Origin of the sequence: Microbacterium sp. NPDC057944 (genome assembly GCF_042887445.1) — a bacterium.
In the GTDB taxonomy this organism is placed as follows: domain Bacteria; phylum Actinomycetota; class Actinomycetes; order Actinomycetales; family Microbacteriaceae; genus Microbacterium; species Microbacterium natoriense.
The window spans coordinates 76,593-88,913 of the sequence record NZ_JBHVPJ010000003.1 but is presented as its reverse complement, the minus strand read 5'-3'; the positions used below and the strand labels follow the sequence as shown (position 1 = coordinate 88,913).

Below are 12,321 nucleotides of genomic sequence, written 5' to 3'. Positions count from 1 at the left end.
CGGACCGCTGACCCGTTCGGCCACAGAAAGTCGCTCACGATACCCCCTAGTCGCCGATGAACCGGATCCCGAACCAGGACTGGTTCGGGAAGCTGTTGTCCCAGTTGACCGACGCGGCCACCGAGGCGCCGAAGATCCGGATAACGTCGCCGGCCGCGCAGCGGAGCCGCTTGAAGCCCTGGGGAAGCGCGACCGCGGCGGACCCGGCGACGCCCTGGGCGTACCCCGACACGTCGCCGAAGCTGCCGAGGGCCGGCTTGTTGACGCTGATGAACAGGTCCGCCGCGCCGGAGAACTGGCCCCCGAAGTCGATTTCCCACTCGCCGGCGTACGGGATCGTCCAGCCGTTGCTGTACGCGGCGATGCCCGCTTCACGCCAGTCCTCGGTCCACAGGTTGTTGGTGGATAGGTCCTGGCTGATGCTGGCGTTGGTGATCGACTTTGCCGTGGCGGAGCGCTTCATTCGGGCGCTGAGCCCGTACCAGGCGGATCCGGACCACCGGTAACGGGCGCCAGCGGCGACGCACCGATCTCCGACACTGAGCAGACCTCCATAGGAGGTGCCGAAAGAGTCAGCTGCCCCCTTGTTCACGAACTCGAGCAGGCCGCTCGCCGGCATCCACCATGCGCCGGTCGACTCGGTCGTGTACTCGATTCGGTGTGCTCCGCGGGCGTCCGCGCGGTGGACGACGAGGGGCTTCGTTGACGATGGCGCCTGTCCCGCCGCGGTCAGATCCGTGACCAACTGGGCACGGTCGGAGGCATTCGCGACAGGGACGATGTCGCGGATCGAGTTGCCGAACGCATCGAACAGCGTTCCCCGGTTGAAGGACTGCTCTGTTCCGGTCGGCTTTGTGTGCCGGCGGGCGTTAGTCGTGGGCATCAAGCACCACCTCTCCGCGCGACTCGTGCCACGCTTTGTGTCCCGTTTCGTGCGCGACGATCGCGAAGCACAGCGGGCAAGTTGAGTAGATTCCGTTCGTCTCCGGTACGGGGTCAGGTGCGTCGTCCACGTGGCCTCCTATGCGATGACCGTGTACTGGACGGTCAGTGCCATGCCGTCGGCGTGAACAGGTGCCCGGTCCGGTGTTCCGGAGAACCCGGCGTAACTGCCGCCGACCGTGATGAGGCCCTTCGATGCGCCCGTTCGGAACGACTCGAAGACGCTCGATGGCAGGTCGACGAGTGCCCCCTGCCCGGACAGGAGTCCTGGGGATGCCGCGGTGGCTCCCGCCCCAGTGGGTGCGCCTGGCGGTTGGGAGCCCTGCGGGGACGGCTGCAGGACGGCTGCCCGGCCGCCAGATGACGAAGAGTCCGCGCGGTAGACCGCCACCTGCATGCGGTCGATGGATACCGCGTTGAGTGACTGAATCTGGTCCCCGTACACGACGAGACCGGTCATCGGGCCGGAGCCGAAGTCGTTTCCCTGCCAGAGCGTGGATCGACCACCGTAACGGTCGGTGTTCCACGAGTCCCAGCGGGACTGTGCAGCCTTCCAGGATCCGGACCACAGGGGCAGGATCGTGGCCTGGCGTTGCACAGACTGGCCGGGGTTCGTGCCTCCGCCACCTGGCTGGCCGGGATTCGTGTGGTTGAAGTTGCCGGAAGGGCCGAGCACGAACACGGGGAGACCGAACTTCGACTCCGACCGCAGCACATGCACCGCCGTGCCCGACGTGTATGTACCGGGGGCATAGGGGAGCACGTAGGAGGCACCCAGCGTTGAGACCGTCAGAGTGCCGACGCTGGAGTTCACGGCAGTGACCACACCGCCGACGAGCGGAATCCCTGGTGCGACCGGCCCCAAGCACATGGTGGTTCGCCCGCCATCGAGCGGGGAGCGCATCAGTCGGACCAGCCCGTTCGCCGGGTAGATTGCCGGGCTCGCGGGTACCCACAGGCCGGGGGATCCGCCGATGCTGACCTGCACAAGCCCGTTCTCGACGTCGAGGCCGAGTAGAGCGCCCGTGATCATCGCGCCAGCGTCGGCGCCAGGGCGCAGACCCTCGGGCAGCGGGGCGGAGAGCTCGTACGCGTCCAGTTCGAACACGGGCACCTCCTAGTACACGGCGATGTCGACGCGCATCTCGCCATCGGCAACGGTCAAAGGCATTTCGACACCGACGACGTAGCCCCACTCGCGGGATGAGCGCGGCTTGCCCTTGTCGACGAACAGCTGCACGGCGTCGTCGAGTTCGATCCGCGCATCCGGGGCCATCTGCACCTTGCGGACACGTGACTGCCGGACACTGTTGTTCCGCATCGTTGTCGCCGCCGCGCGGCACTGCTCTTCGTCGTCGAGGATTGGTGAGGAGAAGAACTTCGGCACCGGATGGTATTCGCCGTCGGGGTTCATCGGCCCATCCGCGACGGTCACAACAGCGAAAGCGTCGACACCGTTGGCGCTCGACCGGGCCACGAACACGTTGTATGCGCCTTCGCGAGAGTCGTGCGTGGGGGCTCGCGTGATCGTTCCGCCGTCGCCGTCTGACAGGGTGACGATCGGGGAAGGGATCTCGGGCAGCGGGGGGAGGACGACGATACCGCCGTACGAATCCTCACGAAGCCGCGCCGGCCACGCATCAGCGATCTCGTACAGCCCCTTCAGTCGGTCTTCGTCCCACTCCATCGCCTTCGGGCAGTCGCGGTCGATCAGGGCCGGGTCGAACTGCACGCTCATATACCCGGGGGTCAGGCGAGCGAACTCGGAGCGTAGGGTTCCGTCGTCGCGGGGGCCGGTCGCCTGGGTGAGGCGGTCGTCCGCGACGGCCTGCAGCATCCCTGCCGCGGTCACTTCGATCTGACCGTCAGCGCCGTCCGTCCAGTCTGCGATCTGGAAACGGCCGAGCCGGGTGATGACACCCTCGACGAGAATCGAGACGTCGAGCACCTGCCCGAATCGGGCGAGAGGATCCGTGGGTTCCGTGGGCCGCCAATACCGGGTCCGACCGTCTTCGACAGACGACCCAGCTACCGTCAGCCGCAGATCTGACTGCACCTGTTGGCCCACGCTCCACGTGATCTTCCCCCGCAGCACGGGGATCTCGTCGGCGAGGACGGTGCCGCCCAGCCACGAAGACACCATGGGACGCCAGGAAGCGGCCGCCGCGAGGACGGACGCGGAAGGGCCAGCACGCATGTCGCCCCCTCGTCAGATCGTTGACCAGTCGAAAGCGTCGATCTGGTCCCACGTGTACGTCGACATCAGGGCGCCGATCTGGTCCCATGTGCGGCCCGCGAGGGCTGCTTCGACGTCGTCCCAGGAGAACGCCCCCAGACGCACGTCGAGGTAAGGGTCATCGATGAGCGCGTACGGGATGGTCCAGATGCGGAGCCCCTTGCGGGGAAGCATCCTGGAGCCGAGGCTCCCGTAGGTGATGACTCCGACAGGGTCGATATCGGGGAGGTCTGTGCCCAGGCGGTACAGCAGCGGCTCCCCGGTGGCGAGGAGCTCGTGGAAGTCGGAAGCCTGGTCGTTGGCGACCTCGACGTTGAACGTGCCCTGAACGTCTCCGGTTACGTCGTAGCGGACGACGGGCCGTCGACGTCCAGCGACCCGGAACGTCTGCTGTCCGGATTCCATGCTGGTGTCGAGTGAGCCCTCGGAGAGGATGAGCGCTAGTGCCCGTGAGCCGTTCAGCGATTGCAGCACGAAGTCGCTCGCGAAGGGAATCGTGAGTGGGGTTGTGTTCTGCGAGGCCCCAGCGGCGGTGTACGTGTACACGACCGGTTGGTTGCCGGGCGCCCGGTTGTCGGCGAGGGTGAGCTGGCTACCGTCTCCGATGCCTTCTCCGCCGGGGACTGTCCATGTGCGCCCGCCGGCGGCCCCGACGAGAGTCCAGGGGACTCCCGTGGAGGTCGCGCTGACGACGATCTGCACGATCTGAGGGGATCCGCCACCGATCAGCGTTGCGGTGATCATGTGCGTCTCCCTCCGCGTCTCCACGGTGTGGATGCCGCACGCTGGACCTTGCCCGCTTCGCCTTGCACGTACGCGGGGAACGCCTGCCCGTCGGCGAGCACAAGGTAGACAGTCTCGGGGAACGCCACGGTCGACGGCGGCGCGGCGGGCCCTGTGGCCCCACCTGCTGCGAACGGCTGTGCGCCCGCGGGAACGTACGTGCCGCCGAGGATGCTGGCTGTCTCCGCCATGATCTGCTCGGACCGTGCTCGCTTCGACGGCGCGAGGGGAATGTACGCCTCGCCACCTGTCTCGGGCTCAGCCCACACCCGGTACTCGCCGGCGCGAGCGAACTGCGCGATGTGATTCTCCGAGCGGCCACCGTTCGCGAAGAACGACACGGACGGGACGACCCCGCCCTGAGCGAACTGGACGATCCCACCATTCGCTTCCTTCAGGACAGTCCCGGCGCCCACCACAGAAGACGCGAGCGGGATGTTCCAGGTCTTGCCGGTCAGGTTGTTGAGGTCCCGCCAGATCCCTCCGAGTTGGTTCTGCACGGCCGCGGTGTTCGCGATGATGTTGATCTCACGCTGGGATGGAATCGCAAGGACACTGTCCCGAAGCGCCGCCGCTTCCTCGTCGGTCGCCCCCATCGCGATCGCCGCGTCGTAGAGCTTCTGTCGAGAGACTTCCAGCGTCGAGATGAATGACCCAGTGTTGCCGTCCAACTGCAGCTGAGCGGCCGCAGCATCCCAGGCGTCCTTCGCAAGGCCGACGAGCATCTCCTTGTTGTCCGCACCTGCCTGAGTGGCCGTGTCGAGTCCGCGGCCGAACCCTTCGGCGCCGCTCGTGATCTGGGCGATCTGCTCTTCGACTTCGCGGAGAGTGTTCTGGTAGTCGACGTTCGCGGTGATCGCGTCCTGATTGACTCCGTTGGCCTCGTTGATCTGGTCGATCAGCTGGGACAGCTTGGAACTCAGGTCGTCGACTGCGCCGGCCTGCTCGAGGTACGCATCGGCTGCTGTTGTCGCGGAGCCGGCGGAGTCCTTCGTTGCGGAGTCTTCCTGCCCCTTGAGCTTGATCGCCTCATCGATCGCGATGTTCTGCTCACCGATGCCGTTGGTCATCGCGTCGACAGCGTTCTTCGCGTCGAACATCGACATGCCGGTCTGCTCAGAGATCTTGCCCAGCGCCTCCTGGTCGCCAGCAGCAGCCTTGTAGTACAGGCTGAGGTCATCCATCGCGGCCTGGTTACCCGTTGCCGCGTCGGTGACAGTTTCGAGGCTCACACCGAGCTTCTCAGCGGCGTCGTAGGCGGACTGCCAGTTGAACGTGAGGAAGTCTCCACCCTTCTTCAGCTCGTCGACGGCGATGTCTCGGGCGGCGGCGCTGACGCGCTTCGTACCGGATTCGATCGTGTCGGCGTACGATTCGGCGAGTTGGCGCGCTTCTGCCTGCTTCGCCATCAGCATTCCAACGATGGTGATGATGCCGGTGAGCGCGATGCCTGCTGCAGCACCAACGATTGCCGTCTTCGTGAAGCTCATGCTGGTGTCGTCGAGCGTGGCCTTGAGCTCGATGAACTTCGCGCGTGCGCCGACCGCGCCGCCGGCGAACAGGAGGATCGCTGCGGTGGCGACGCCGAGGACGAGCGCGGTCGCTTGGATCGGCTGCGGTGCTTCACCGTACAGGTCGACGAGCTCCGTGAGGCCCTGCGTCATCCCGCGGAGGACGTCGTTCGCCGCAGACCCGGTCCGGATGAGGGCGGTATCGAACGCGCCGCCGAGCTTCTCGATGTCACCGGCGAGGTTGTCCTGACGCATCGCCGCCTGAGTGGCCGCGTACCCGGAGTCGTTGACCGCGTCGGTCCACGCCTGAACTTTGTCCGCTCCGCCTTCGTACAGCAGCGTCGCAGCGTTCAGGGACTCGTTGCCGAAGATCCGCCCGAGCGCAGCAAGCCGCTCCTGCTCAGTGAGACCGCCCAGACGGGTGCGCAGTTGCTCGGCGATCCCCGCCATCGACAGCATGTTCCCGTTCCCGTCGAACATGCTGATGCTGTACTTCTTCATCTCTTTCTCGGCGGCTGCGGACGGCGCCTGGAGCGAGGCGAGAACACCGCGCAGCGACGTGCCTGCCTTTTCGCCGATGATGCCCTGCGTCGCGAAGTACGCGATCGTGCCGGCCGTCTCGTCGAGGGAGAGCCCCACGGACCCGGCGAGCGGGCCCACGTAGGACAGGGCGAGGGCGAGGTCATCGACCGAACCCTGCGCCTTCCCGGCACCTGCGGCGAGAACATCGGAGACGTGCGCGGCCTGCTCGGCGGGGAGACGGAACTGGGTGAGCGTGGTCGCCATGATCTCCGCCGAGCGCGCGACCTGCAACTGCCCTGCGGCAGCGAGAGCGAGCGCACCATTCAGGGACCCGCCGATGATCTGGGAGACGCTCTGACCGGCCTTCGCGAGCTCTTCTTCGGCGGCGGCGGCTTCGGAGGCGCTGTACGCGGTGTCCGCGCCAGCATCCAGGGCAGCCTCGCCGAGAGCACGCTGTTCCTGCGCGGTCGCCATCGTCGCAGCGCGCACGTTCGACATCGCCGCACCGAACTCCGTGGACTTCACCACGGACAACGTCACGAGGGCGGCGACGGCGACACCGGCCGCGAGGAGAGCAACGGACAGCTGCTTCGCGGAGGCGATCTGCTGTTCCGTGGACTGCTTCTGCTTGTCCTGCTCCTCGGACGCCTTCTTCGACTTCTTGCCGACCTCTTCGGTGGCCTTGCCCTGCTCGTCGAGGGGCGCCTTCGCGGCCTTCGCCTTCTTGCTGGCCTCATCGGTGGAGGTGCCGAGGCCGTCGACCTGGCCCTTCGCGGTCTGCGCGGCCTTCCCGGTCTTCTCGACCGCGTCCTGCGCGTCAGCCTGGTCCTGCTTGAAGACCTGCGCCCCGAGAGTCTGGAGCTTGAAGACCAGGCTCCCGGCGTCGAATGCGGACATCGTCAACCGCCTTCCGCAACCATGTGCCGTTGATGTCGAGCAAGCGACCCACCGCACTGCGGACGAAGTGCCACGTGTGCGTGTCGAGTGCCCGGTCAAGGTCGGGGATCAGGTGATGCTGGGCGAGGTCGAGTTCGATCTCTCCGAACAGTTCAGGGAAAGCGAGAACCCACAGGTCCTGCGCGGTGATCGAGTTCTCGACCACCGCCGCTGCTGTGACGGCTTGGGCGCGGGCTTCCTGCCACCCGGGCGGGTACAGGTACTCCGGGTAGAAGCCGTGCTCGTCGGGCGTCCCTAGTCCGAACTGGGCGATGTCCTCCGGGCCAAGAGGCCCAGCCGGGTGGACATCGCCGCCGACGCTTTTAGGGCGCCGGACAGGTCTTCACCGCCCTCGATGTACATGCGAACGCCGTCCATGCCGAGGATCGTCTGCCAGAAGAACGCGGGCAGGATGATGCTGTTGCCCTCCTCCTGGGAGAGCTCCATCCCGATGCGGGTGAAGTTCGTCTGCTCCGCCTCGGGGACGGGCACCCACACGTCACCGTCGAGGACCGCGCCGTCGACCGCCATCTGCAACGCAGAGACAAGGTCGACCGCACCCCCGGCGAGACTGTTCAGGTACGTGTCGGTGATCTGTCGGCCAGCGTGCCCGGGGAGAGGGCGGATCACGAACGGGCGATCCACCCCCTCCATGGTGAGCACGAGGTTCCGGCCGTCTTTCGTTGCTGTGATCATCAGGATCCCTGCTTCCTTCTGATCAGGCTGCGGTGTAGGGCAGCGAGTTGGACGGGCCGACGGCGTTCGTGATGACGATGGGTGCGGCCCCGGCGACGGTCGCCGGGATCAGCAGCGCCACCGTGTAGTCGTCGATCGGGATACGCTTCAGGACGGTCTGCCCGTCGATCGTCGCGGACACCATGCCGGAGAGCTTGTACCCGCGGACCTTGATCAGGTCGCCGACGGTCTGACCGGCCGGCGTCGCGGACTCGAGGACCGGCGCACCGGTCCCGGCGAGGGGCGACGGGATCTGTTCCACGACACCGTCGTTCGCGAGGGTGAACGTGACGACGCCCTTGTCGGCGTACCCCGTGTTCGCCTCGCTGTACGCGACGGAGAACGTGCCTTCGAGGACGGGCATGTTCTCGTCGAGCGCGTCGGTGAACAGCTGGAACTCGCGCTTGTTCTCGGCGCCCTCGGAGAACGCCGCGTTCACGAGGTCCTTCGCCCACGCCTGAGCGGCGACGAACTGCTTCGTGACCGGGTCGCGGACCATCTCGACGTTGAACGACGGGGCGTAGTTGTACCCGATGATCTCCGTCGAGGTGCGGCCCTTCGTCCCGTACACCTCACGCTGCACGGTGATCGGGGACGGGTTCAGGGCGAGGTTGTTCACGTCGCCGGTGATGTTGACGAACACGCCCGCCTGCTTGAGGAGGATGAGGCGCTGGTGTGCGAGCGCGAGGGAGCCCTCGGAGGGCGCCGTGGTGTCGTAGATGGTCGTGTCAGACACGATGTCTCCTTTGGTCGGTGCCGGCGCTTCCGGCAGGGTTCCTACGGGCGGCGCCCGCGGAAGTGATAGGTCGCAGCGGCCGACACTCGGCCCTGCGTGTCTCGGTCAAAGTCGAACGCGGAGAACTCCCACGCCCACGAAATCCCGAGGACGTTCGGTGTGTACTCGGTCTGGTCGAGGAGCGCCCGAAGATCGGCCATCCAAGTCCGGATCGTGTTGGGGGATCCCTTGCGCTGGGTGAAGACCTGCGAACGGTAGATGATGTCTGCACGCCCGTCAGGGATCGGACGCAGGGGAGTGAGGAGCGTGAACTCATCGATCACCGGCATGACGCCGTCGAGGCGGATCCCTCGCGGAGGGATCGTGCCCGCCGGCTGGTACACGGCCAGATCGGCGTCGTGGAGTAGCTGTGCGAGCGACCGGTTCAGGATGATCTCCGGTGCGTCAGCCATCGGCCACCTTCTTCGCGATGATCGCGCCGAGCTCGTCGCGGTTCTCCATGGCTGGGTCTTCGACGTACTTCCCTTTGCGGCCGCCCTGGAAGTTGTACTCCGGGTGCTCGTGCAGGCGGGCCGCGTACGGGGTGTCGTAGATGACGCTGGCGCCTTCCTCGGGGCTCGTGGCCGGTTCGACCGTGCCTGACCCGGAGAGCGTGCCGACGTCGAACGGGACCTCTGCCGCCGACAGCGCGAGGAGGCGTTCGGCTGCCGCGTTTTCGCCGTCCATGATGCGGCGGTCGAGGTCTGCTGTCGTGGGGAAGTTGATCGTGAGGTTCACGCTCGCGCTGACGCCCATGACGCACCTCTATTCGGTGTATGCCTCGACGTGCGAGGGGGTTCGGGGGTAGTCGTAGAACTCGCTGTCGATGACCTCGGCGGTGCGCTCCCTGGGCGTTCCCGGCCAGACAGTGACCTTGGAGCGGGGGAGCACATCGTCATCGGTGAGGAGGACGATGAACGTCGTCGCCGTGATCTCCTGCCCGGAAGTCGGCGACGGGGACCGCCGGTCCACACGCAGCCGCGTCTTCTGCTCCACGTACGCCGGCACGTCCCCGACCGGGTCCGCCCACAGGTCGCCCTCGGGGCCATCGCCCAGGAACCGTGTGATCGTCACCCGGTGGGGTAGGTGCTTCTTCCGCAGGCGTGCCACGGCAACCTCCTACGTGTGAGCGACGGCGGCCCGGATGAGACCAGCGTTCGTGAGGATGTCGAGGGCGCGGGATCCGATGCGACGCTGCAGCTTCTCGATCGCGCTCAGGTTCTCCGTCGAGGATGACGTGGTTCCGAGCGACACGGAACCGATCTTCACCGCACCGTCGACCGTGTCGGCACCCGTCGGGTCGTCCGTGATCGCCCAGTATTCGGCGATCGCGCATGTCGCTTCGGTGAACGCGTCAGAGATGTCAGGGTCGGTGGGGAACCCGTCCTCATCGGTCGCGTACCGGGAGCGGCGGGTGAGCTTCTCCACCTCGACGGATGCCGCGCGAAGGCGCTTGTGGAGGGTGTCCGCGTCGTCAGCGGTCCATTCCTCCTCAGCGACCTCGTTGTAGTCGGCGAGGACCGCGTACACACGCATGACCATCAGGAGCCCCGCTTCCGGCGGGGACGCGCCACCTTCTCAACGGCGAAGCCATGCTGGAGCAGAGCGAGCTCACGCTCCGGGTGGAGCTCGTCGACCGTGGCGACACCGTCCACGAACTCGACACCGAACGACGTCTGGCGACCCGCCTGCGGGCGCGGGTGAGTGATGCGAATCACAATGACCTCCCTGGTCTGACGGTCGACACGGCAGGACTCGAACCTGCGCGCCGTGGCTCTACCGCTGAGCTACGTGTCGGTGGTGCTCCCCACGCGACCGGGTGAGGGTCGCGTGGGGAGCTGTGGGGTTACTTCGCGAGGGGCAGGCCGCGGATGACGCCGTGCGCCTTCTCGTTGCCGTACTCCAGGCCGATCTCGCCGTAGATCTGCACCTTGTCGGAGGCGCCGGTCTTCGCGAGGGGCTCCTCGAAGAAGTGGCCCTTGTCGGGAATGCGGAGGAACACCGGCGCGAGCTGCTCGAGCGAGGCCACCGCGAGGGCGTCCTTCGGCATCCAGCGGTCGAGCATGATGTTCAGGCGACCGAAGTCCGTCTCGATCGTCTGCATGTTGACACCGCCGACGTTGCGGTCAGCGACCCGGTTGTTGGCGTCGGTCGCGTATGCGGCAGAGACGTTGCGCTTCTGGTCCGAGCCGACGATGATCGTCGCGGTCTCGCCCTCGGCGATGCCGCCGTTGTCGTAGACCGTCTGGAACAGGTTGTCGTACGTCGCCTTGGTGGGCGCCGTCGTCGACAGCTTCGCGACAGACACCGTAGCGGTGCCGATCGTGATCGGTGCGCCTCCCTTCGTCGCGGAGACCTTGAACGCGTTCGTGGTCTTCCCGACGACGTAATAGGTGCGGTTCAGCTTCACCGTCGTGGACGCGCCGACGTCGGTGAACCGGATCGCGTCGTTGTCGGCGAGCGGTGTGGCCGTGTCGGTGATGGTGTCCGTCGCTGCGGACAGTGCGGTGCGACCGGTGCCGAGGTCGATCACGTTGGTCGTGATCGCCTGCAGCAGACCGCGCGTCTTGCGGGGCGCGGTGTTGTCCGACGGCTTCGCGTACTGGCCGAGGATGAACGACGCCTCCACGTCACGAGCGATCTGCTTCAGCGCCTGCTGGACCTGCCAGGGGAGCTCCGAGGTGACCGGGTTCGAGCCGTCGATGTTGTTGCCGTTGCGCTGACCGACCGCGGCCTGCTTCGTGTACGACACCTCGACGACTTCCTGGTGGATCTCCACCACGTTGTCGACGTTGAAACGCACACGCTGCTCGCCGGCGCCGGCCGTGGCTCCCTCGACCTTGGTCCGGTTCTCCTCCGGGTCGCGCAGGTCGTAGCCCTGCCACTCGTGGACGACCGCCGTGGTCTCCTTGCCGCCGGTGAGGCCACCGATCGCGGAGAGGAGGGGCGTGTCCTCGGGCGAAACGCCCATGAGCTCGCCCGTGTAGTTCGGCAGGTTGAACGTGGTCCCCTGCCCGATGATTCCAGACATGCTGGTCTCTCTTTCTGCCGCTGCTGCGGCCGGGTAGTTATGCCTTCTGCTTGGCGGCCGCGATGGCCTGCTTCAGGCGGATGGTTTCGGCCCAGTCCTTCTTCTCGGTCGCTGCCTTGAGCTGCGATTCGAGGGACTGGACAGTCGGGCCCGTGTGGTTGCCAGCACCTGACTGGGCGGGGGGCTGCTTGAGTGCGGCGTTCGCCTGGAGCGCCTTGGTGATTTCCGCCGTGATGGCGGCCTGATCGGTCGGCTCTACCGACGCGATCGCGGTCTTGAAGCTCTCGTTCGCGAGAAGGAGAGGGATGTTCGCGCCGAGCGGGGCGCCGAGGATCGCGACCTGCAGGGCGACCTGACCGGCCTTCGCTTCCCGCTGCGCGGCGGTGAGGGCCGTGTCCTTCTCGGTGATGGTCGCGGCGAGCTTCGCGGGATCGGTCTCCGCCTCAGGCTCGCCAGTGAGGAGCTTCGCGAACTGCGCGAGCGTGTCCTTCTGCGCCTTCTCAGCTGCAGCGGCGATCGCGGCGTTCGTCTTCTCCTCACGCTTCTCGGCGTCGGTACGAAGGTTCTCGATGAGCTTCCACGCCTTGTCCGGGTCGAACTTCGAAGGGTCATCACCCCACGGGGGAGTGGACGTCGCAGGAGCCGGCGGACTTGCCGGTGGTGCTGCGGGTGCGGGAGGCGCGGCGGGCGGAGGTGTCGGTGCGCCCTGCTCACCCTCGATGAGGCGGATGCCGCGGAGATCGAACTTCGTCGGGCCGATCTGGGCCATGCCGTCGGCACCGATGCGCGCGAGCGGAGCCTTCTTGATGATCGTCATGATGATGCTGCTTCCTCCCGGGCCTGCCGGGAT

Annotated in this window: 14 protein-coding genes and 1 tRNA gene; all 15 read right to left on the bottom strand. The window is 66.6% G+C overall.

Annotation, left to right across the window (positions count from 1 at the left end; translation table 11 throughout):
* Positions 1–46: 46 nt before the first annotated feature.
* The gene (locus ACFVRO_RS17555; RefSeq protein WP_386954731.1) at positions 47–883 is read right to left on the bottom strand and encodes a hypothetical protein; all 837 of its coding nucleotides are present in this window, start codon (positions 881–883) and stop codon (positions 47–49) included.
* A 138-nt stretch (positions 884–1,021) separates the two neighbouring features.
* A complete protein-coding gene (locus ACFVRO_RS17550; RefSeq protein WP_386954728.1) occupies positions 1,022–2,050 on the bottom strand; it encodes a hypothetical protein in 1,029 nt (342 codons plus the stop codon).
* A gap of 9 nt (positions 2,051–2,059) precedes the next feature.
* A complete protein-coding gene (locus tag ACFVRO_RS17545; protein ID WP_386954726.1) occupies positions 2,060–3,139 on the bottom strand; it encodes a hypothetical protein in 1,080 nt (359 codons plus the stop codon).
* A gap of 12 nt (positions 3,140–3,151) precedes the next feature.
* A complete protein-coding gene (locus ACFVRO_RS17540; RefSeq protein ID WP_386954723.1) occupies positions 3,152–3,922 on the bottom strand; it encodes a hypothetical protein in 771 nt (256 codons plus the stop codon).
* Entirely contained in the window at positions 3,919–6,891 is a 2,973-nt protein-coding gene (locus ACFVRO_RS17535) for a phage tail tape measure protein (protein ID WP_386954721.1), read from the bottom strand. The genes ACFVRO_RS17540 and ACFVRO_RS17535 overlap by 4 nt, the downstream gene beginning before the upstream one ends.
* A gap of 294 nt (positions 6,892–7,185) precedes the next feature.
* A complete protein-coding gene (locus ACFVRO_RS17530; RefSeq protein ID WP_386954719.1) occupies positions 7,186–7,626 on the bottom strand; it encodes a hypothetical protein in 441 nt (146 codons plus the stop codon).
* Positions 7,627–7,648: 22 nt separating this feature from the next.
* Positions 7,649–8,401, bottom strand: a complete 753-nt coding sequence (locus ACFVRO_RS17525; RefSeq protein ID WP_386954717.1) for a hypothetical protein — start codon at positions 8,399–8,401, stop codon at positions 7,649–7,651.
* A 41-nt stretch (positions 8,402–8,442) separates the two neighbouring features.
* Positions 8,443–8,853: a hypothetical protein gene (locus ACFVRO_RS17520; RefSeq protein ID WP_386954714.1), complete on the bottom strand. Its 411-nt coding sequence runs from the start codon at positions 8,851–8,853 to the stop codon at positions 8,443–8,445.
* Positions 8,846–9,196, bottom strand: a complete 351-nt coding sequence (locus tag ACFVRO_RS17515) for a hypothetical protein (RefSeq protein WP_386954711.1) — start codon at positions 9,194–9,196, stop codon at positions 8,846–8,848. The genes ACFVRO_RS17520 and ACFVRO_RS17515 overlap by 8 nt, the downstream gene beginning before the upstream one ends.
* A gap of 9 nt (positions 9,197–9,205) precedes the next feature.
* Complete coding sequence (locus ACFVRO_RS17510; protein ID WP_386954709.1) at positions 9,206–9,550, bottom strand: hypothetical protein; 345 nt, start codon at positions 9,548–9,550, stop codon at positions 9,206–9,208.
* Between the two features lie 9 nt (positions 9,551–9,559).
* Positions 9,560–9,982, bottom strand: a complete 423-nt coding sequence (locus tag ACFVRO_RS17505; RefSeq protein WP_386954707.1) for a hypothetical protein — start codon at positions 9,980–9,982, stop codon at positions 9,560–9,562.
* Complete coding sequence (locus ACFVRO_RS17500) at positions 9,982–10,158, bottom strand: hypothetical protein (RefSeq protein WP_386954704.1); 177 nt, start codon at positions 10,156–10,158, stop codon at positions 9,982–9,984. Before ACFVRO_RS17500 ends, ACFVRO_RS17505 begins: the two co-directional genes overlap by 1 nt.
* Before the next feature lie 22 nt (positions 10,159–10,180).
* Positions 10,181–10,237, bottom strand: a tRNA-OTHER gene (locus tag ACFVRO_RS17495).
* 49 nt (positions 10,238–10,286) lie between these two features.
* Positions 10,287–11,471 (bottom strand): DUF5309 family protein, encoded by a 1,185-nt coding sequence (locus ACFVRO_RS17490; RefSeq protein WP_386954702.1) that lies wholly within the window; start codon positions 11,469–11,471, stop codon positions 10,287–10,289.
* Positions 11,472–11,508: 37 nt separating this feature from the next.
* Positions 11,509–12,288 carry a hypothetical protein gene (locus ACFVRO_RS17485; protein WP_386954700.1) on the bottom strand — a complete coding sequence of 260 codons (780 nt, stop codon included), beginning with the start codon at positions 12,286–12,288 and terminating at the stop codon, positions 11,509–11,511.
* Between the last annotated feature and the right edge of the window lie 33 nt (positions 12,289–12,321).

What these genes read in the sequence shown, in the direction of transcription:
- ACFVRO_RS17555 (WP_386954731.1), bottom strand. Translation starts at nt 883, where the DNA reads ATGCCCACGACTAACGCCCGCCGGCACACAAAGCCGACCGGAACAGAG.
- ACFVRO_RS17545 (WP_386954726.1), bottom strand. Translation starts at nt 3,139, where the DNA reads ATGCGTGCTGGCCCTTCCGCGTCCGTCCTCGCGGCGGCCGCTTCCTGG.
- ACFVRO_RS17540 (WP_386954723.1), bottom strand. Translation starts at nt 3,922, where the DNA reads ATGATCACCGCAACGCTGATCGGTGGCGGATCCCCTCAGATCGTGCAG.
- ACFVRO_RS17535 (WP_386954721.1), bottom strand. Translation starts at nt 6,891, where the DNA reads ATGTCCGCATTCGACGCCGGGAGCCTGGTCTTCAAGCTCCAGACTCTC.
- ACFVRO_RS17530 (WP_386954719.1), bottom strand. Translation starts at nt 7,626, where the DNA reads ATGATCACAGCAACGAAAGACGGCCGGAACCTCGTGCTCACCATGGAG.
- ACFVRO_RS17520 (WP_386954714.1), bottom strand. Translation starts at nt 8,853, where the DNA reads ATGGCTGACGCACCGGAGATCATCCTGAACCGGTCGCTCGCACAGCTA.
- ACFVRO_RS17515 (WP_386954711.1), bottom strand. Translation starts at nt 9,196, where the DNA reads ATGGGCGTCAGCGCGAGCGTGAACCTCACGATCAACTTCCCCACGACA.
- ACFVRO_RS17505 (WP_386954707.1), bottom strand. Translation starts at nt 9,982, where the DNA reads ATGGTCATGCGTGTGTACGCGGTCCTCGCCGACTACAACGAGGTCGCT.
- ACFVRO_RS17490 (WP_386954702.1), bottom strand. Translation starts at nt 11,471, where the DNA reads ATGTCTGGAATCATCGGGCAGGGGACCACGTTCAACCTGCCGAACTAC.
- ACFVRO_RS17485 (WP_386954700.1), bottom strand. Translation starts at nt 12,288, where the DNA reads ATGACGATCATCAAGAAGGCTCCGCTCGCGCGCATCGGTGCCGACGGC.